The 19693-nt window shown below is 46.4% G+C and carries 17 protein-coding genes; 9 read left to right on the forward strand and 8 right to left on the reverse strand.

Annotated features, from left to right (window positions below; all coding sequences use genetic code 11):
- Positions 1-17 precede the first annotated feature (17 nt).
- Positions 18-1007, reverse strand: a complete 990-nt coding sequence (locus I6L54_RS01930) for a glycosyltransferase (RefSeq protein ID WP_040231573.1) — start codon at positions 1005-1007, stop codon at positions 18-20.
- 311 nt (positions 1008-1318) lie between these two features.
- On the opposite strand from I6L54_RS01930, the gene I6L54_RS01935 reads away from it, so the two are divergent.
- The 5 genes from I6L54_RS01935 (at position 1319) to I6L54_RS01955 (ending at position 6688) form a co-directional block, all read left to right on the forward strand.
- Positions 1319-2569 carry an O-antigen ligase family protein gene (locus I6L54_RS01935; RefSeq protein ID WP_040231574.1) on the forward strand — a complete coding sequence of 417 codons (1251 nt, stop codon included), beginning with the start codon at positions 1319-1321 and terminating at the stop codon, positions 2567-2569.
- Between the two features lie 280 nt (positions 2570-2849).
- Positions 2850-3854: a lipopolysaccharide core heptosyltransferase RfaQ gene (gene rfaQ / locus I6L54_RS01940; RefSeq protein WP_005122622.1), complete on the forward strand. Its 1005-nt coding sequence runs from the start codon at positions 2850-2852 to the stop codon at positions 3852-3854.
- Between the two features lie 21 nt (positions 3855-3875).
- Positions 3876-5000, forward strand: coding sequence for a glycosyltransferase family 4 protein (locus tag I6L54_RS01945; protein ID WP_040231576.1), 1125 nt, complete (start codon positions 3876-3878; stop codon positions 4998-5000).
- Positions 4993-5790, forward strand: coding sequence for a lipopolysaccharide core heptose(I) kinase RfaP (rfaP, locus tag I6L54_RS01950; RefSeq protein WP_040231577.1), 798 nt, complete (start codon positions 4993-4995; stop codon positions 5788-5790). Before I6L54_RS01945 ends, rfaP begins: the two co-directional genes overlap by 8 nt.
- 127 nt (positions 5791-5917) lie before the next feature.
- A complete protein-coding gene (locus I6L54_RS01955) occupies positions 5918-6688 on the forward strand; it encodes a glycosyltransferase family 25 protein (protein WP_040231579.1) in 771 nt (256 codons plus the stop codon).
- A gap of 128 nt (positions 6689-6816) precedes the next feature.
- Here the strand turns inward: I6L54_RS01955 and rfaC are convergent, their stop codons facing one another.
- Genes rfaC through rfaD form a run of 3 tightly spaced genes read right to left on the reverse strand, consistent with a single transcriptional unit; the run spans position 6817 to position 9771 of the window.
- Positions 6817-7776, reverse strand: coding sequence for a lipopolysaccharide heptosyltransferase RfaC (rfaC, locus tag I6L54_RS01960; protein ID WP_040231581.1), 960 nt, complete (start codon positions 7774-7776; stop codon positions 6817-6819).
- 3 nt (positions 7777-7779) lie between these two features.
- Positions 7780-8826, reverse strand: coding sequence for an ADP-heptose--LPS heptosyltransferase RfaF (rfaF, locus tag I6L54_RS01965; protein WP_040231582.1), 1047 nt, complete (start codon positions 8824-8826; stop codon positions 7780-7782).
- A 12-nt stretch (positions 8827-8838) separates the two neighbouring features.
- Positions 8839-9771, reverse strand: coding sequence for an ADP-glyceromanno-heptose 6-epimerase (gene rfaD, locus I6L54_RS01970; protein WP_003827312.1), 933 nt, complete (start codon positions 9769-9771; stop codon positions 8839-8841).
- Between the two features lie 297 nt (positions 9772-10068).
- On the opposite strand from rfaD, the gene I6L54_RS01975 reads away from it, so the two are divergent.
- From I6L54_RS01975 to tdh, 3 genes are all read left to right on the forward strand, one after another.
- Positions 10069-11220: a glycosyltransferase gene (locus I6L54_RS01975; RefSeq protein ID WP_040231583.1), complete on the forward strand. Its 1152-nt coding sequence runs from the start codon at positions 10069-10071 to the stop codon at positions 11218-11220.
- Between the two features lie 153 nt (positions 11221-11373).
- Positions 11374-12570: a glycine C-acetyltransferase gene (gene kbl / locus I6L54_RS01980; protein WP_005120460.1), complete on the forward strand. Its 1197-nt coding sequence runs from the start codon at positions 11374-11376 to the stop codon at positions 12568-12570.
- Between the two features lie 9 nt (positions 12571-12579).
- Complete coding sequence (gene tdh, locus I6L54_RS01985) at positions 12580-13605, forward strand: L-threonine 3-dehydrogenase (RefSeq protein WP_005120462.1); 1026 nt, start codon at positions 12580-12582, stop codon at positions 13603-13605.
- Between the two features lie 67 nt (positions 13606-13672).
- Here the strand turns inward: tdh and rfaY are convergent, their stop codons facing one another.
- A complete protein-coding gene (rfaY, locus tag I6L54_RS01990; RefSeq protein ID WP_005120465.1) occupies positions 13673-14359 on the reverse strand; it encodes a lipopolysaccharide core heptose(II) kinase RfaY in 687 nt (228 codons plus the stop codon).
- Between the two features lie 247 nt (positions 14360-14606).
- Between rfaY and I6L54_RS01995 the strand changes: the two genes are divergently transcribed.
- Complete coding sequence (locus I6L54_RS01995; RefSeq protein ID WP_040231585.1) at positions 14607-15641, forward strand: glycosyltransferase; 1035 nt, start codon at positions 14607-14609, stop codon at positions 15639-15641.
- Here the strand turns inward: I6L54_RS01995 and I6L54_RS02000 are convergent.
- From I6L54_RS02000 to gpmM, 3 genes are read right to left on the reverse strand one after another with little or no spacing between them, the layout of a single operon-like run.
- Positions 15628-16617, reverse strand: coding sequence for a divergent polysaccharide deacetylase family protein (locus I6L54_RS02000; protein ID WP_040231586.1), 990 nt, complete (start codon positions 16615-16617; stop codon positions 15628-15630). The genes I6L54_RS01995 and I6L54_RS02000 overlap by 14 nt on opposite strands.
- A 3-nt stretch (positions 16618-16620) precedes the next feature.
- Positions 16621-17880 carry a murein hydrolase activator EnvC gene (gene envC / locus I6L54_RS02005; RefSeq protein WP_245163440.1) on the reverse strand — a complete coding sequence of 420 codons (1260 nt, stop codon included), beginning with the start codon at positions 17878-17880 and terminating at the stop codon, positions 16621-16623.
- A gap of 33 nt (positions 17881-17913) precedes the next feature.
- Complete coding sequence (gene gpmM, locus I6L54_RS02010; RefSeq protein WP_040231588.1) at positions 17914-19458, reverse strand: 2,3-bisphosphoglycerate-independent phosphoglycerate mutase; 1545 nt, start codon at positions 19456-19458, stop codon at positions 17914-17916.
- Positions 19459-19693 lie beyond the last annotated feature (235 nt).

Here is a 19693-nt window from a genome sequence, read left to right on the forward strand (position 1 = left end):
ACAATAATATCAATACATTAGCGTTTTTTCTGTGTTTGGTATTTGTTAACTAAATACTTAACATAGAAAATAAAAGCACCGAGGAGATGACCATTGTGTTTTAAATGTGTGCTTTTTCGCGATAGCTGTTTATACGTAGTGGGTGCCAATAAAGGAATATCTTTCCACGGTGAATTATCTCTGGCGATTTTGAAGTATTTGACTTCAGCATAATATTGCGCCCAGTCATGCCAGGGTTTAGTGACGCCGACATAGTGAATGAATACCGTTTGTGATGTGATTTTAAAGGCATCCCCCCCTTTCCTGGCTAACGTATCAATGTTAAAGAATGAATTGAATTTATGGTCAAGAATTTTTACGCGATCATTGAAGAGGACGTTCAACGCATCCTGATCGGGATGTGAGAAACGGTTTTCATTGACCTTTGAAATGACCTGTAGAGTCAAATTAGTATCTTTTAATTCTGGAAGATTAAAATACATGAAGCCTGAGTTGAAGTACAGGCCTGGATTGATACCGGCAACAGCAGACGTATCGACAAAGCTATCATGGACAGCCATTAATACATTGCCATTAAATTCTTCCGTGAGTAACGAGGTAAGGCTTCCTTTACATATAATATCAGAGTCAAGATATATAATGCTGCTGAGTTTATCGGCAAAATAATCGATTGCAATAAGTCTGAAGTAGATCGAATAATTCCATGCCTTAGATGCAGTAGGTAGATTTTTTAATTCATTATCATCCAGTACATAAAACGTAATGCGGGTATTGTATTGGCTTGCCAGGACAGAAAAAAGATGAAGTTGATGTTCATCAAGATAATTAGTGAAAATATGGAAATGGAAGTTCAGATCCCGATTATTTAAAAGTACCGATGTAATTGAAACGCCCGTACCGTAAAGAAAGGGTCTGTCAGCGCCATAGGTAATATTGATGCATGTACTTTTTTTATCGTCATTTTCAATATGTGCATTTTTAATATATTTTACTATATTTTCTTTCACATCCTTTTCCTTTTGATTCTTTCAGAGCGCACGCGTGTTTATGTAAGACAAAATGGCTCTCCTGTCGGCATAGAATAGAACAAACTGTAAAGGAAGGAAAGAGATACTTGGTGGCTAAATTTTCTTTATTAATCATTGTGTTATGTGAAAATATTTTTGTGATTAGAATGAAGGTACACCGTGAGAGGAAGAGACTAAAATTAATGGGGGATTTTTACGATGTTATATAATAAGATATGCCCCATAAATCGTGCGAGCGAGTGTTTGTTATTGATTAACAAGGCAATTTGAAGAAGTGAGATTTGAATTTTATGAATCAAGTAAGATACAGTCAAAATAGTAATATCTTGATTTTAAGCAAAGTTGTATTGGTTTTAATGATTTTTGGGTTATTTACGATAGATAATCAAGGGGTGCTAAATATGACCTCTGTGCTCGCTGTAGTTTTATCTATTTACTATATTAAAGCCAATAAAATAGATATTAAAAATATTGTGCTTGATCTCATACAGAAGAGAAAGTTATTGTTACTCTTCACGTTGTGGTGTGTTTTTTGTATTGTGTTTTTCACCTATGAAGATAAATCTCTTGATGCCTTTATTATATTGATAAAAGACTGGCGTTACCCGTTAGTGATGATGTTATTTTTTGGAGCATTCAGTAAGCATATAACCTCACTGAGACGGGTCTTTGTCATTGGGGCGATACTTACTCTATCCTATATTGTCTTAGTAGTGCCGATTTTAAGAATTATAAAAAATAACCCGCAGGAACTGTATCTACAGCTTCGCTATGGTTTCGCATTCTATGTTGTTATGCTATTTCCTTTTGTATTAACAGGGGCGATCTTATTCAAGAATCACTTCCTGAAGACAGTATTATATATCATTTCTGCGCTTGCGTTTGTCTTTTTATCATACACCGGGAGTCGGGCAGGGATCTTAGCAGTTGTTGTAGAGATTTTCCTGATTTCATTTCTGGTGAGTAAAACTATCAAGAGATTTATGGCTGCTACCTGTGGCTTGCTATTTATAATGGTTGCTTTGCTTGTCGGGGCCTACAACACTGTGGGTCAGGTAAAAATGAAAGTCGATCAAACTCTGCAAATGAATAACGTCACATCCAGTCGTGATGAAATCATCTTAGACCGTTTCCCTTTAGTAATGGAAAATATAAACAATGCCGCCTTTGGTATTGGATATGGAAATTCTACATACAATCAATATTTAGAGGACCATAATGCGCCGAAAAATGGCGGGGTATATTCTGAGCGGAACAAAGGCTATAATATAGATGAACCATTTTTTATAATAATTCTTTATAATGTTGGGGCAATTGGTCTCTTCTTATTTACTGCGGCTTTTTTCATTACATTTAAAGACATATATATTCGAGCCAGAAGCCAAAAAGATATTTTTAGCATTTCATTACTGTGCTCTCTTGTTGGCTATATTCTGGTATATTGTCTATTTGAAAAGATGTTCATAAATGTCTTTTTATTATACAGCATAGCTATCCTGATGTTGTATGACAAAAATGAGTCAGGAAAATTAATGAATTAACATTAAAATGAGCCTATGTAACGTAGTTGAGAATATAGGCTCAATTTTCATAATATGATAAATAGTCTCATATATTGTAAGTATTCATTTTTCTCTAATTCACATAGAAAATTCCCATAGATATCGAATTGTCAAGTGAATAGTGGTATAATATAAGCGATAAAATAAGATGGTGTGATCTGCAGTACACAGGTAGCTGTTGAGCCTGGGGCGGTAGCGTGATTTGAAAATTAACAATAACCTGAAAGGGTATAGTGTGAAAAAGATCCTGGTAATAAAAATGCGCTTTCACGGCGATATGTTGCTAACCACACCGGTCATCAGCACGCTTAAAAAAAATTATCCTGATGCTGATATTGATGTTTTACTCTACGAAGACACCATTCCTATTTTATCTGAAAACCCCGATATCCATGCTTTGTATGGCATAAAAAATAAAAAGAGCTCTGCTTTTGAGAAAGCAAAAAATTTCTTAGCGCTAACCAAGGCACTACGTGGTAATCATTATGATTTAGTGGTCAATCTTACCGATCAGTGGATAGTTGCCTTACTGTGTCGTTGTTTGGATTGCCCAATAAAGTTGACACATGATTTCTCGCACAGAAATAAGAAATTCTGGCGCGACAGTTTTACTCATCACGTTCCTCTAAGTGGCGATCATTGGGTTGAACGTAATTTGTCTGTGTTGACGCCATTAAATCTAAAAGAATCAGTCCCGATACTGAAAATGGTTTATGGTGAGCAAGTCTGGCAATCTGTCCGGAAAAAACTTCCTCAGGTTGATACCCAGAAGTATGTTGTTATACAGCCTACGGCGAGACAAGAATTCAAGTCGTGGGAGAATGATAGATTCTCCCTGGTGATTGATGCGATACATCATTTGGGGTATCAGGTTGTACTGACTTCTGGACCCGGTGCCAGCGATATTGCCTGCGTCGATGAGATTGCCAGGGCATGTGAAACCAAACCTTTAACTGAAATTGCCGGGAAGACAACATTCCCTGAGCTTGCTGCATTAATTGATCATGCCGTACTTTTTATTGGTGTTGACTCTGCCCCGATGCATATTGCTGCAGCTGTTAAAACCCCCATCATTTGTCTTTTCGGCGCCACCGATCATATCGCCTGGCGACCATGGTCTGATGATGTGGTTCAATTTTGGGCTGGTGATTACCAACCAATGCCTGTGCGTGAAAAACTTGATCGAAGTAAGAAATATTTATCTGCTATACCTGCGGAAGACGTGATTGCAGCCATAGCATCACGGTTACCTAAACTCGATTAATAAAGCATCCGGATATATAAAATGGTTATTGCTTTCTGTTTGTATAAATATTTCCCTTTTGGTGGGTTACAGCGTGATTTTTTGCGTATAGCGTCGACAGTCGCATCACGTGGACATCATGTTCGGGTTTACACACAATCATGGCAAGGAAATATTCCAGACAGCCTGGAGATCATCATTGTTCCTGTGAGGTCATGCTCCAACAACGGGAAAAATGCTGAGTATCATCGGTGGGTAAGTAAACATCTTGAGAGTAATCCAGCAGACCGGGTCGTTGGGTTCAATAAAATGCCTGGATTAGATGTTTATTATGCTGCTGATGTCTGCTACGCAGAAAAAGTCGCGCAAGAAAAAGGTTTGCTCTATCGTCTGACACCACGATACCGGCATTATGCTGCCTTTGAGAAAGCAACATTTGCTGAGGGAAAATCAACACAGCTGTTGATGTTAACAGATAAGCAAATTGCGGATTTTCAGAAGCACTATCATACCGAGCCAGCGCGTTTCCATATTCTTCCGCCGGGGATTTATCCTGACAGAAAATATAGCTCTCAGGCAGCAAATTGTAGAGCTAGCTTCAGGAAAGAAAATGATATCAGTGGTTTCCAGTATTTAATTATACAAATCGGTTCTGATTTTACCCGTAAGGGTGTCGACAGAACTATCAGGGCGATTGCTTCCTTACCGGAAGCTGTCCGCAAACAAACGATTCTGTTTGTTGTGGGTCAGGATAAGCCTGATCGCTATATAAAGCTGGCAACAGAGTATGGTGTTGCTGACAATATCAAGTTCTTCCCTGGCCGTAATGATGTCTCAGAGTTAATGGCAGCGGCCGATCTATTGATTCATCCGGCATACCAGGAAGCCGCAGGGATCGTGCTGGTTGAAGCAATTGCAGCAGGTTTACCTGTCATAACAACGGCAGTTTGCGGATATGCTCATTATGTTAAAGATGCTGAGTGCGGCATTGTTATTGATGAACCGTTTGAACAAAAATTATTAAATGAAGCTGTTTATTTTTCTTTAACTGACTCAGAGCAGAGAAATGCCTGGAAAGAGAATGCACAACACTTTGCTGATACTCAAGACCTTTATAGTCTACCTGAGAAAGCAGCGGATATTATTATAGGTGGTGCCCATGGTTGAGTTAAAAGAACCATTTTTATCCTTGTGGAAAGGGAAAGATGCTTTTTCTGAAGTGCAGAAGCTGCAGGGAGAAACATTTAGACAGCTCGAAACGCGTAGAACGATAAGGTTTGAGATTGCAGGTAAAAGCTATTTCCTGAAATGGCACCAGGGAACTAAACTGAAGGAAGTTATCAAAAACTTGTTCTCTTTACGTTTGCCGGTACTCGGAGCTGATAGGGAATGGAATGCTATACACCGTTTGCAGGAACTGGATGTTGATACAATGCACGGTGTTGGTTTCGGGCAGCAAGGTATAAATCCGCTCAACCGTATCTCATTTATTATAACTGAAGATCTGAGCCCGGCGGTTAGCCTGGAAGACTATTGCGCAGATTGGTTGGTGAATCCACCTGCGCGAAAAATTAAAATGGCATTAATTGAGCGTCTTGCCATTATGGTCAGAAGGATGCATCAGGGAGGCGTTAATCACCGTGATTGCTATCTCTGTCACTTCTTATTGCACCAACCGGCCAATTTTGAGGATAATACGTTCAAACTGTCGGTTATTGATCTGCACCGGGCTCAGATAAGAAATGCGGTTCCTGTTCGTTGGCGCAATAAAGATCTGATTGGTTTGTACTTCTCCTCGTTAAACATCGGGTTAACGCAAAGAGACTACTTCAGATTTTTGAAGATATACTTTAAAAAAGACATTAATAAAATTATTCGTGATGAGTCCGATCTCTTTGCAACTTATGCAAAAAAAACTGATAAAATTATTAATCATACATCAAAGAATAAACTATAAATATGAAATGATAGACTTTGTATAGCTACATAGAATAGTTAATTAAGTTTATTCAGCTGGCCAGTGATTGTTAATCTTTAGTTCACGATGACGGTGCTGGCTTAATTATATTAGAGGGTTTGAACTCATGTACGTGCTGGTCATTTCGCTTCCTTTTGACGATGCCCGACGAAAACGCGTATCAGATATAATGAATGAATTAAAGATCGAGTATTCGTTCGTTGATGCTATCTATGGGAAAAATTTGTCCGCCGAAGAAAAGCGCAAGATACCGTTAACTGACTTTCAGCACAGGGAAAACCATACGCCTACTGATGGTGAACTGGGTTGCTCACTAAGCCATATGAAGGCATTTAAACAGTTTGGGCAGAGTGGACAAGATTGGGTTTGTATTCTTGAGGATGATGCAATAATCGATCAGAATTTTAAGGAATTTATATCGACAGTCGATGAAAGTGTTCTCAATAAAGATGCGTTATACCTACTTGGTGGGCAGGATGGTTTAAGGTATAAAAATAAAGTTGTCTTAAATTTGCTTAAACTCAAGAAAATTGGTGGCCAGACCTTCGGCAAAGTTATATTTGGTCATGGATATGTTTTGCGAGCCTGCGGTTATTTGATGAATTCTGTAACCGCTCAAAAACTTGTTTCCCGTTTTGAAAATAACTTTTTCATCATAGATGAATGGGCATATCTGATGCGTCAGGGCTATTTTTCTGATATATACCTGGCAAACTTTGTCCATCACCCTGAAGAGTTGTCCGGGAGCTGGTTAGAGAAAGAACGTAAAGAGATAAAGAGTCACAAGAAAAAGCAAAAATCACTTTTCAGACGTAAAATTTCATCCTCATACTGGTATGGCCGACGAATTATTCTTGGGTTATGTTGGTGGAAGTAGATGAATGCAACAATGCTTAATCGTGGATGAAAGACGATATAGTGCATAGTTTTGGTCAGCTGCAGATATGTTAAATAGCAAAGCGATTGTATAAGAAAGAATTTAACATATCTGCGATACCTGAATAATTACAGTAGCGCTATGTGAGAATAAACCTGAGTGGGTTCAAGCAAAGCAAGCTTTCCTTCCGGGGCACGACATGTGACCTGATTCTTCCCGTATCCCCCAATCAACCCCGGATCCGTAGGGCCATATAGCGTAACATTCGGCCGATCCAGTGCGGCGGTCAAGTGGCTTAATCCGGTATCAACGGATACTACAAACTTAGCGCCGGCTAATATCCGGGCTACATCCCCAAGACTCATTCGCGGTAAAACGTCTACGTAATCAAATCCTTCTGCCAGTCGTCTGGCTCGCGCTTCTTCATGCGGAGCGCCCCAGGGGAGCTTAATACGTATTTCTGCGTGATTTAATAAGCCAATGAGCTCCCGCCACTTCGCTTCCGGCCAGTGCTTGTCATCACGAGTGGTGGCGTGCAGGAAGACGGCATACTGCCCTGCATCGGCATTGCGTTCATTCAGAAAATGCTGTGCAATAGCGTAATCACCCTGCGACTGGGGTTTGGTATATCCCAGACTTTTCGCGAACAGCTCACGAGTACGTTCAACAGCATGCTGTTGTTTGGCGATATGATGCTTACGGTTATAAAACAGACTCGCCAGCGGTTCGCGCGCGGTACTCCAGTCCATACCATGCTTAATGCCATGCGCCAGACGAGTGACCAGCGCGGCGCTTTTTACCAACCCCTGCGCATCGATAACCACGTCATAGTTCTGTAAACGTACCGCATCGCGAAAAGCCTTGCGCTCAGCTTTAATGGGGGCGGAAAACCAGGCTTTACGCCAGCGGCGAATCGCCACCGGGATCACACGGTCTACGGCCGGATGCCAGGAGGGGATTTGAGCAAACCCTTCTTCCACTACCCAATCAAACTGAATATCCGCAATGGCCTGCTGCGCATCTGTTAATGCGGGCAACGTATGCAGCACATCGCCCATTGACGATGTTTTAACGATCAGAACCTGCATCCGTCAGACTTCCTCTTGTAACAACAGGTTATTCAGTTCTTCCAGTACGCGCTGAGGTGTGATGTCAATCAGGCTCTGGTGATACCCTTGTGCAGCATCTCCCTTACGCACCTTATGATAGCCCGTAATCAGGCGAATCACGCGTGCTTTGTGAGAGAGTGGTGGAGTGAAATCCGGGCTGCTAGGGCCATACAGAGCGACCAGCGGACGATTTAGTGCGGCAGCCACGTGCATCAAACCGGAGTCATTGGTGACCACGGCTTTGCAGGCGGCGAGAAGAATAACGGCCTGCTCCAGCTGCGTTTCACCAGCCAGGTTCCGACACCATGCCTGCTGTTCAACGCTCAGTGCAGCCAGAATTTCATTGCCAGCTTCATGATCCTTAGCCGAGCCAAACAGGACAATCTGATGACCTTCGTCAATCAACTGCTTTGCCAGTTCAGCATAGTGGTAATGTGGCCAACGTTTCGCTGGACCAAATTCTGCCCCGGGGCAGAAACCGATGACTGGACGTTCAGCCGAGAGGGAAAATTGGCTACAGGTAAGTGACTTTTCACCTTCACTGACCTGTAATTGTGGCCACAGCAGCGGCTGTGGTAAATCTTTGGCTGTGAGCATCACGCCTTTATCGTACGCTAACGCGACATAGCGCTCGACCATCAGCGGCCAGGCTTCCTTATCCAGTACACGTGCATCGTTCAGCAGACCATAGCGCATCTCGCCACGCCAGCCGGTACGATGAGGAATACCCGCGAAGAAGGGTACCAGTGCGGATTTAAACGAGTTCGGCAGGACATACGCGCGATCGTAGCGTTTATCACGCAAACTGTGGCCCAGTTTGCGGCGCTCGCCAATCTCCAGCGCGCCGTGTCCCAGCGGCATGGCGATGGCGTCGTTGACTTCAGGCATACGCGACAGCAGCGGACGGCACCATGCAGGTGCCATCACGTCGATTATCGCCTGGGGATAGCGCGCCTTGAGCGTGCGATAGAGACTTTGCGACATCATCATGTCGCCCACCCAGGACGGGCCAACCACCAGAATCCTCATTGATTGCCTGCCTTATGCGTCGCGGTTCAGCCAGGCCATATATTCCGTTACGCCTTCGGCAACGGTCTTGAACGGTTTGTCATAGCCCGCAGCGCGCAGGTTAGTCAGATCCGCCTGAGTAAATGCCTGATAGCGGCCCTTCAGTTTTTCCGGGAACGGAATGTACTCAATGCTGCCTTTTTTGTGGTATGCCAGCGTGGCATCCGCGACGGCCTGGAAAGACTCTGCGCGACCAGTACCGAGGTTAAAGATGCCAGAAACCCCGTTTTCCAGGAACCACAGGTTTACTGCTGCAACATCGCCGACATAGACGAAATCACGTTTGAAGTTTTCACTGCCTTCGAACAATTTTGGCGTTTCGCCATTGTTGAGTTGAGTATTGAGGTGGAAAGCGACGCTCGCCATGCTGCCTTTGTGACCTTCACGCGGCCCGTAGACGTTGAAATAACGGAAGCCAACGATCTGAGAATTTGCTTCTGGCAGGATCTGGCGTACATATTCGTCGAACAGGAATTTTGAGTAGCCATAGACGTTCAGCGGCTTCTCATATTCACGAGATTCGATGAAGTCAGAGGTACGACCGCCGTACGTTGCTGCAGAAGAGGCATACAGGAAAGGAATTTCACGCTCCAGACAGTAGTGCAGCAGCTCTTTGGAGTATTGATAGTTGTTGTCCATCATATACTTGCCATCCCACTCGGTCGTGGAAGAGCACGCGCCTTCGTGGAAAATTGCCTCGATATCGCCGAAATCTTCTCCAGCCATAATCTGGATCAGGAAGTCTTCCTTATCCATATAGTCAGCAATATTCAGATCCACCAGATTCACAAACTTGGTGCCGTCTTTCAGGTTGTCCACCACCAGAATATCGGTGATGCCTTTGTCATTCAGGGACTTAACGATGTTGCTGCCGATAAAGCCCGCGCCGCCGGTAACGATGATCATAAATGTAACCTTCGAATTATGGAGTCAGAGACAATCTCAGACACGAATACCTCTAATCATATCACTACATGGCTTCGGCTTCAGCAGTACGTCGCGTCATGTGGCGTGTGACATGTGTACTGATTATTGCTTCAGTCATTCTTAATTGAAATAGTTAGGGTCTGGTGGTGTATGATTCACGTCGTAAATGGATGTTCAGGCGCGCGGTGCTGGCTTTTTCGGAGCCATCAACGAATGAATAAGCAAGGTAAAGCACTGTGTTGGGGCTGACAATAGTCGTTGGAATGAAAAAAATATATGCAACTTAAGAAGATAATTATTACAGGTTATGAAACCAGTGGCCTCGGAGGTATGGAGACGGTATGTATTAATTTGGTGAGGCTGCTGCGGACGCAAGACCCTGATATTGATGTCTCTTTTGTTTTTTTTAAGAAAAATAATAATAGCAATGTCAATAATGACTGGCTCACAGGGCAGCGCTATTGTCATCTATCTTCTAATATAAAAATAACTAAATTAAGAAGACTAAGTTTTGCTTATGGTTTGCGAAAAATTATTCTTCAGGAAAGTCCAGATATAATTATTTCCCTGGATACGCTTTCATGTTACATCAGTCACGTTGCAAGAAAATATACAAGCAAGCAGGTGAAAATATTTTCATGGTTTCACTTCTCTATTTTTAACTTCTACAAAAATAATTATAAGAAAAAAATCAAGTACATTAATAAAGCTGACTATCATCTTTCAATTAGCTCAGGGATAACTCAGCAGCTCATTGAGATGGGAATAGAAAAAAGCACTATTGCAACGATTTATAATCCCGTTGCGCGATGCGATATCCGTATCCCTACCCCTGAGAAGCATGCCCGGTTTGTGTATGTAGGCAGGGTTGTGGCAGATGGACAGAAAAATGTACGCAGTCTTTTCAACGGGTTGGCTAAACTAAAAGGGAAGTGGTCCTTAGATATTATCGGCACCGGCCCGGATGTTGATACCTTAACGGCATTAGCTGAAACGTTGGGGATTAGTGGAAATATTCACTGGCATGGTTGGCAGAAATCACCATGGGAATATATTCAAAATACGCTAAAAAATATCACCTGCCTGCTGTTAACTTCTCATTTTGAAGGTTTCGTTATGGTTCTGGTTGAAGCCAGCGCTCACGGCGTTTATGCCATTAGCTCTGATTGTGAAACGGGGCCTGCAGACATTATCAAAGAAGGGATAAACGGTAATTTATACCCTACTGATGAACCGGAAAAATTTGTTTCCTTGCTACAGGGAATTGTTGATGGAAAAGCGTTGCCTGCCGGCGAACAGATTCAGCAGGCGATTGAGGAATTCTACGAAGACAACTATATCATTAAGGTTAATAAGGCCTTTGCTATGGCAGGATTTACTATAGCACCGTCATCAGTGTCTCAGGTCATTGATGACGCGACAACGTAAGTCAGGTTGTGATGCCAGGTCTGTCATTCCTGAAAGGTTATGTGGGTACACGTGATTTATGCTGCATTTTAGACAAGTCATGATGAGTCATCTCGTACAAACCAATAGCATTGGGTAATATGTGCTGAAATTTGCCCAGTCTGGAGAATTGCAATGCGTGGGAATTTTTATAAGCAGTTAACGAACGATCTGGAAACCGCACGCGCGGAAGGGTTGTTTAAAGAAGAGCGCATTATTACGTCTGCTCAGCAGGCTGATATCACCGTGGCTGACGGAAGCCATGTTATTAACTTTTGTGCTAACAACTACTTAGGGCTGGCTAACCACCCGGAACTGATTGCAGCGGCAAAAGCGGGTATGGATTCTCACGGATTTGGTATGGCCTCGGTGCGCTTTATTTGCGGCACTCAGGACACCCATAAGCAACTGGAGCAAAAACTGGCGGCGTTCCTGGGTATGGAAGATGCCATTCTTTACTCTTCTTGCTTTGACGCCAACGGCGGCCTGTTCGAAACGCTGCTGGGAGCAGAAGATGCCATTATCTCTGACGCCCTGAACCACGCCTCTATTATCGATGGCGTTCGTCTGTGCAAAGCGAAGCGTTTCCGCTACGCCAACAACGATATGCAGGAACTGGAAGCGCGTCTGAAAGAAGCGCGTGAGGCAGGCGCCCGCCATGTATTGATCGCCACCGATGGCGTGTTCTCTATGGATGGCGTCATCGCTAACCTGAGAGGCGTATGCGATCTGGCAGACAAATATGATGCGCTGGTGATGGTAGATGATTCCCACGCGGTAGGCTTTGTGGGTGAGAACGGCCGTGGCTCTCATGAGTATTGTGACGTGATGGGCCGTGTGGACATCATCACCGGCACGCTGGGCAAAGCACTCGGCGGCGCATCAGGTGGTTACACTGCGGCACGTAAAGAAGTTGTTGAGTGGCTGCGTCAACGTTCCCGTCCGTATTTGTTCTCTAATTCACTGGCTCCGGCAATTGTTGCTGCTTCCATTAAGGTGCTGGAGATGGTTGAGGCGGGTAGCGACCTGCGCGATCGTCTGTGGGCGAATGCGCGTCAATTCCGTGAGCAAATGTCCGCCGCAGGCTTCACGCTGGCAGGAGCCGATCACGCGATTATTCCGGTAATGCTGGGTGATGCGGTTGTTGCGCAGGCGTTTGCCCGCGAACTGCAAAAAGAGGGGATTTACGTAACTGGATTCTTTTATCCAGTGGTTCCAAAAGGCCAGGCGCGTATTCGTACCCAGATGTCAGCGGCACATACCCCTGAGCAGATTACGCGTGCAGTCGACGCGTTCACACGCATTGGTAAACAACTGGGCGTAATTGCCTGAGGATGTGAAATGAAAGCGTTATCCAAACTGAAAGCGGAAGAAGGCATTTGGATGACCGACGTTCCTGAACCGGAAGTCGGCCATAACGATTTGCTGATTAAAATCCGTAAAACAGCCATCTGCGGGACTGACGTTCACATTTATAACTGGGATGAATGGTCGCAAAAAACCATCCCGGTTCCAATGGTTGTAGGGCATGAATATGTCGGTGAAGTTGTTGGTATCGGCCAGGAAGTTAAAGGCTTCAAAATCGGCGATCGCGTTTCTGGTGAAGGCCATATCACTTGCGGACATTGCCGTAACTGCCGCGGTGGTCGTACTCACTTGTGCCGCAATACGACTGGTGTCGGCGTAAACCGTCCTGGCTGTTTTGCACAATATCTGGTGATCCCTGCGTTTAACGCCTTTAAAATTCCGGACAACATCTCCGACGACCTGGCGTCTATCTTCGATCCATTTGGTAACGCGGTACACACGGCGTTGTCGTTTGATCTGGTTGGCGAGGATGTGCTGGTTTCCGGTGCGGGGCCGATTGGCATTATGGCTGCCGCGGTAGCGAAGCACGTTGGTGCACGCCACGTAGTGATTACAGATGTTAATGAGTATCGTCTGGAGCTGGCACGTAAAATGGGTATTACCCGCGCAGTCAACGTCTCGAAAGAGAACCTGACCGACGTGATGGCCGAACTGGGGATGACCGAAGGATTCGATGTGGGTCTGGAAATGTCTGGTGCGCCGCCAGCGTTCCGTACCATGCTGGACACCATGAATCACGGTGGCCGTATTGCCATGCTGGGGATCCCGCCATCAGACATGTCGATAGACTGGACGAAAGTTATCTTTAAAGGTCTGTTTATTAAAGGTATCTATGGTCGCGAAATGTTTGAAACCTGGTACAAGATGGCTGCACTGATCCAGTCCGGCCTTGATCTGTCGCCGATCATCACCCATCGATTCTCTATTGATGAGTTCCAGCAGGGCTTTGATGCCATGCGTTCAGGCCAGTCCGGGAAAGTGATCCTGAGCTGGGATTGAATGCGCAGCGTGCATTCAATGTTAATTACGGCCAGATATCGCTATCTGGCCGTATAAACCATAGATTTTATTTTCCGCGGATCTTTCTGGATAACGCTCTTATATTTTCTTTAAGCAGGATGAGTTTATAAATTAACCCTCTGCCTTTAACATTAATATTATATTTTCGTTGTAATGCCAGAATGTCATTTGCCTGACAGACCTTCATATTTCCCTTACAGGACAGGTCAATAATCCTTAACTCACCCGTAGGCGTGCGAATGAAATTCCCAGGGTGAATATCATTTGATGCCAGTCCGGCCTTGTGAAGACGCAGCACGCATTGCTTTACCTCGTCAGCATTCTGCTGGTTAATTTCTCTTAAAGGATCACCTTCAATATATTCATGAATAGTATAAACATCATGGCACTGGCGAAAACGTGTTTTCTCAGCAGCATAGTAGAGATCGGCAGTACAGATGCGCATTTCCGGCGGGAGCCTGTCCAGCTTCCTGATCAGCCGGGAATAGAAAGGGCCGGAGGTAAAGTTCTGTAATTTTTTCTCAAATCGTGGATCAACTTCACGGTCGTTTTTGATGATAAATTTCTGCGAGTTGTACTCGACCAACTCCACGCTGCGTAATGCGTTACCACTGCTCAGCGGTTTGCCACTGATTTCTTTTTTGATGTATTTATTCATCAGTGACTTAAGGTCTTTTCTGGTCTCTTTGCAATAGACCGTATAACCTTTTTCGTGTGTCTTACTGATGGCCATCTTTTCCCTCAATATCAGCCTGTAGAGTACATTAATTCATAGGGATAGAGTATACAGGTTGTGTACCCCGATATGTAGACGATCTGAGCTCTCATCAACCTGCTGAACGCAGGCGTAGCAGGGCATCTTTCTCAAACCAGACACTTTCACTGCAGCGTTTCTGCCCATAAATACATTCTAACCTTAATAATTCCTTAATGAAACCGTAGTAAAAGTCATCAGTGTAATGACAAACCTGGGTTAGCTGATGAGAAACTGCACAAATATGTTGAGTGTTATTATTCCGTTGTATAACGTGGGTGATAGTTTTCGGGATTGCATGGAATCTTTGATCGCACAGACATGGACTGCGCTAGAGATCATCATTGTGAATGATGGTTCAACGGATAACTCTGTTGATATTGCACAACATTATGCGGACAACTATCCCCACGTACGGTTGTTGCATCAGGCTAACGCAGGGGCATCCGTAGCGCGTAACCGTGGCCTGGAAGCGGCCAAAGGGGATTACGTTGCATTTGTCGATGCCGATGACCTGGTTTATCCCAATATGTACGAAACCCTGATGACCATGGCAATTCAGGATGACCTGGATTTAGCACAGTGTAATTCCGACTGGTGCATTCTTGAAACGGGACAGACCTGGCAATCAATACCGACGGATCGTCTTCGGTCTACGGGGGTGTTGACCGGCCCTGACTGGTTACGTATGGCGTTGGCTTCACGCCGCTGGACACATGTGGTCTGGATGGGAATTTATCGCCGGGATGTTATTGAGAGAAATAAAATAACATTTATTCCGGGGTTACATCACCAGGATATTGTCTGGACGACGGAGTTTATGTTTAACGCTGTACGCGTGCGATATACCGAGCAATCTTTATATAAATACTTCTTACATGATCAATCAATCAGCCGTCTTAAACGACAAGGTTTAAAAAATCTCAACTACCAGCGGCATTATATTAAAATTACGCGGTTATTGGATAGGTTGAACCGTAAATATGCCGATCGGATTACTATTTATCCGGAATTTCATCAGCAAGTCACCTATGAAGCATTGCGCGTATGCCATGCAGTCCGTAAAGAACAGGATGTGCATATTCGTCAGCGCATGATCGCAGAGATTTTTGTCTCTGGTATGTATAAGCGCATGATAACTAACGTACGCAGTGCCAAAGTATTGTACCAGGCGCTGCTATGGTCATTCCGTCTATGGAAATGGCGCGATAAAACATCATCGCCTTCGCGTATTGCCCGAAAAGCGCTTAATCTGCGTTAGCGTTCATTGTGCTGGGTGAGGATGTGTTCCCCCAGCCCTGCCACTGCAGTCTCATATATTGCACCAGCGTGCTTTGTGTGATGCTTTCCTCTAGCACGCTAAAGAATCGGTTGGCGTAAACCGGCTCCAGAGGTTGTTTCGGTTTGCACAGTTTCACCCCACGGAAAGGATTACGCGGCGCATCTGGCGTACCGTTTCTCGGTGGAGTGAGGTTAGGTCTGGAGGTATCGATCTGCGGCTCATTAAGCAGGTTGCTCGGACGAACCAGCGTAATATCGGCTGGCAGGCTATACAGCATCTGCTGCAATACGCGTACCGTAGAAGGGTGGGGGTGCCCGATGGCAATCGCTGACCCGTTACGACGCGCAAGTTCGACGGCACGATTAAACTGACGGCGAATATCCGCTTCGTTTTGTGTATCGTCGAGGAAGACTTTGCGTTTGATGACCTTCACCCCGGTTCCTGCCGCCGCGCGCATGGCCTGGCTGTTGCCGATGGTCATACTGTCGAGGAAGTAGAGGTCGTAGCGCTCCAGAGCTTGCATCACCTTCTGCATGCCGAACAGGCTGGACGTCATCGCACTACCCATGTGGTTGTTCAGTCCCACTGCATACGGCACTTTGCTTACCGCGTCGCGAATAATCCGTTCAATTTCTTCGCTGCTCATCTCCGGGTGTAACGTGTCTTTCTCCAGCGGTTGCTTGCTCAGCGGAGCCATCGGCAGATGGATTAACACTTCATGTCCACTGTTATGCGCTTTAGTCGCCATTTCACGTGCATGTGGCGCGTTTGGCAGGACGGCAACAGAGACAGTGGAAGGCATTGCCAGCACCTGGTTTTCTGTTTGCGGACGATAACCGAAATCATCAATGACGATAGCAAGTTTGCCGGCGAAAACAGGTGTTGCGAATGCCAGCAGGCTGGCGAGTGAGAGCAGGCTGGCGAGTGAGAGCAAAGTACGACGAAACTGAGGCAAAACTTATCTTCCCAACCACGGCTGTGGATTGACCGCCTGACCCTGGCGACGAATTTCGAAATAGAGTGCCGGCCTGCCCTGACCGCCGCTGCTACCCACAAGTGCAATAGGCTGCCCGGCGCGAACCTGTGTACCCACGCTGACCAATGCGCTTTGGTTGTAACCGTACAGGCTCATATCGCCTTTACCGTGTTCAACCACGACGACCAGTCCATAGCCCTGCAGCCAGTCCGCCAGAATGACGCGACCATCGGCGATGGCTTTAACTTCGGTACCTTCGGAGGCACCAATAACCATCCCTTTCCAACGTAGCTCACCTTGCAGCTGCTCGCCATAGCGATGTAGCGTTGGACCACGAACGGGCCAGAACGCCTGGCCGCGCGGCGAACCTAAACCACCGGTACGCGACATCAGTGATTTTTCGCTTTCGGTTGGCTTGTAGGTTGAACCTTTGCGTGATGCTTCCTGCTGCTTATCACGTACGGCCTGCGCCTCACGCGCTTCACGCTCTGCGCGTGCTTTGGCTGCGGCTTCGGCGCGAGCAATGCTGTTGCGCAGGCGGGATTCGTTGGCGCGCATCTCGCCTAACTGCTGCTGACCTTGTTGAATCGACGACTCCAGACCCGCGAGCGTTTTCTGGCGTTCATTACGCGCCTGCTCCAGTTTCGCCTGCTGTGCACGCTGTTCGTACAGCAGCGTCTGCTGTTCGCTCTGCTTATCTTCCAGCTCGGCTTTCTGCGAGTCGACCTCTTCGCGGGTTTGCTTCAGCTGTGCGATAGTCTCCTGGCGCGCCTGGTTCAGATAGCCGAAATAGGCCTGCAGGCGTTGCCCGCGCTGAGTCTCTTCACCGCTGAGGATGAGCTGAATACCGGTGTGTTCACCCTGGCGAAACGCGGCGTCTAACTGGGCTGCCAGACTGCGCTCTTGCGCTGCTCGTTGCTTTTCCAGCTTCGCGAGCGCGGCGTTCATCTCTGCGATTTGCGCGTTCAGCTGTGCCAGTGAGTTTTGCGTTTCGCGCAGCTGCCTTGCGGCAACGGCGATGGCTTGTTCCTGAGCTTTAAGTTGTGCGAGGAGGGTGGCGCGTTGTTGTTGTTGTTGGCGTACCGCGCGTTCTTTTGCCGCGATATCGGCCTGAATAGATTTGAGCTGGTCGCGTTCGTCCGCGTGGGCGGAAAAGGCGCACAGCAATACGCCAGCGCTAAGCGCGCTGGCGTAGAACAAGGGCCTGACTGAAAACTTACGCGGTTTCACGGCCCGAGTGATGGTATTAATCGCCTTTCCCCTCATGGGGAGGGATTATTCCACGATGAACAGCGGCTTACCAGTCATCTCTTGCGGGATTTCCATACCCATCAGCGTCAGCATGGTCGGGGCGATATCAGAAAGTTTACCGCCTTCGACTGCTTTGACGTTTTTGCCACCAACATAAATCAGTGGAACCGGCAGGTTGGTATGCGCGGTATGCGCCTGACCGGTGGACGGATCGCGCATTTGCTCTGCGTTACCGTGGTCCGCGGTGATCAGCAGCTGGCCGCCAACGGATTCAACCGCTTTAGCCACCTGCTCAACGCAGTGATCCAGCGCTTCAACCGCTTTAACCGCTGCCTCCATCACCCCGGTGTGACCAACCATGTCGCCGTTCGGGTAGTTACAGATGATGGTGTCGTACTTCCCGCTCTCAATCGCAGCAACCAGTTTTTCGGTCAGTTCAGCAGAGCTCATTTCCGGCTGCAGATCGTAGGTTGCGACTTTCGGTGAGTTGATCAGAATACGGTCTTCGCCTTTGAACGGCTCTTCTACGCCGCCGTTAAAGAAAAAGGTTACGTGTGCATATTTTTCGGTTTCGGAAATACGCAACTGCGTTTTGTCGTTCTTCGCCATCCACTCGCCAAGGGTGTTGGCCAGAGATGCTGGTGGGTAAGCAACCGCAGTTTTGATGTCGGCCGCATATTCGGTCAGCATCACAAAGTTGAGGTTAACGACTTTCTTACGGGCGAAGCCGTCGAAGTCAGCGTTAACAAACGCACGGGTGATTTCACGCGCACGGTCAGCACGGAAGTTCATGAAAATCAGCGTATCGCCGTCTTCCATGGCGGCTTCAGCCTGGCCTTCAGCACGGATCACGGTGGCTTTAACGAATTCGTCGTTTTCGTCACGGGCATAAGCGGCCTGCAGACCTTCAACCGCCGTAGCGAACTGGAACTCGCCTTTTGCCAGCGTCATCAGGTCATAAGCCTGTTCCACGCGATCCCAACGGTTGTCGCGGTCCATGGCGTAGTAACGGCCGATGATGGACGCCACGCGGCCTTTGCCCAGCGCGGCAAATTTCTCTTCGAATTTCTGCAGTGAATGTTCAGCGCTGCGCGGCGGGGTATCACGGCCATCAAGGAAAGCGTGCAGATAGATTTTCTCAGCACCGCGTTCAGCGGCCATTTCTACCATCGCCATGATGTGATCTTCGTGGCTGTGAACGCCGCCAGCAGAGAGCAGACCCATGATGTGTACCGCTTTGCCGCTATTTTTTGCCTGGTCGACCGCATCGGTCAGCACCGGGTTAGCGAAGAAAGTACGTTCTTTGATTTCAACGTCCAGACGGGTCAGGTCCTGATACACGATGCGGCCCGCGCCCAGGTTGACGTGACCCACTTCGGAGTTGCCCATCTGGCGATCGGGCAGGCCGACTTCCAGACCAGACGCATCAATCAGGGTATGCGGACGTTTTGCCCACAGCGCATCCATTACCGGGGTTTTGGCATTAAAGATGGCGTTATCCTGGCTGTCTTCACGATAGCCATAGCCATCCAGAATCACCAGTACCATAGGTTTTTTAGAAACCGACATTGCGACAACCTCACACTCAATAGATAAAAAATAATTGCATAATTTTACTACAGCTGAATCGATAAAGTAGCCCCCGAAGATCAAATAATGAGGGATCGCGTGCCAGGGGGAACACTGATTTACATTTTTTTTTCCGTAGCGCCCCGCAAAAATGCAATCCAATGCACGCTCTGGCTGTATTTGCGCCAACGCGCAGGTATACTCCTTTCCTGGTTTTTTTTAATCACTGAGTCGG

This window comes from Citrobacter pasteurii (assembly GCF_019047765.1).
In the GTDB taxonomy this organism is placed as follows: Bacteria; Pseudomonadota; Gammaproteobacteria; order Enterobacterales; family Enterobacteriaceae; genus Citrobacter; species Citrobacter pasteurii.

Excerpts from the sequence above, each read along its gene's own strand:
- kbl (WP_005120460.1), top strand. The coding sequence starts at position 11,374 with ATGCGTGGGAATTTTTATAAGCAGTTAACGAACGATCTGGAAACCGCA.
- I6L54_RS01975 (WP_040231583.1), top strand. The coding sequence starts at position 10,069 with ATGCAACTTAAGAAGATAATTATTACAGGTTATGAAACCAGTGGCCTC.
- I6L54_RS01955 (WP_040231579.1), top strand. The coding sequence starts at position 5,918 with ATGTACGTGCTGGTCATTTCGCTTCCTTTTGACGATGCCCGACGAAAA.
- tdh (WP_005120462.1), top strand. The coding sequence starts at position 12,580 with ATGAAAGCGTTATCCAAACTGAAAGCGGAAGAAGGCATTTGGATGACC.
- rfaP (WP_040231577.1), top strand. The coding sequence starts at position 4,993 with ATGGTTGAGTTAAAAGAACCATTTTTATCCTTGTGGAAAGGGAAAGAT.
- I6L54_RS01935 (WP_040231574.1), top strand. The coding sequence starts at position 1,319 with ATGAATCAAGTAAGATACAGTCAAAATAGTAATATCTTGATTTTAAGC.
- rfaD (WP_003827312.1), bottom strand. The coding sequence starts at position 9,771 with ATGATCATCGTTACCGGCGGCGCGGGCTTTATCGGCAGCAACATCGTT.
- gpmM (WP_040231588.1), bottom strand. The coding sequence starts at position 19,458 with ATGTCGGTTTCTAAAAAACCTATGGTACTGGTGATTCTGGATGGCTAT.
- rfaQ (WP_005122622.1), top strand. The coding sequence starts at position 2,850 with ATGCGCTTTCACGGCGATATGTTGCTAACCACACCGGTCATCAGCACG.
- rfaF (WP_040231582.1), bottom strand. The coding sequence starts at position 8,826 with ATGAGGATTCTGGTGGTTGGCCCGTCCTGGGTGGGCGACATGATGATG.
- I6L54_RS01945 (WP_040231576.1), top strand. The coding sequence starts at position 3,876 with ATGGTTATTGCTTTCTGTTTGTATAAATATTTCCCTTTTGGTGGGTTA.
- rfaC (WP_040231581.1), bottom strand. The coding sequence starts at position 7,776 with ATGCAGGTTCTGATCGTTAAAACATCGTCAATGGGCGATGTGCTGCAT.
- rfaY (WP_005120465.1), bottom strand. The coding sequence starts at position 14,359 with ATGGCCATCAGTAAGACACACGAAAAAGGTTATACGGTCTATTGCAAA.
- I6L54_RS01995 (WP_040231585.1), top strand. The coding sequence starts at position 14,607 with ATGAGAAACTGCACAAATATGTTGAGTGTTATTATTCCGTTGTATAAC.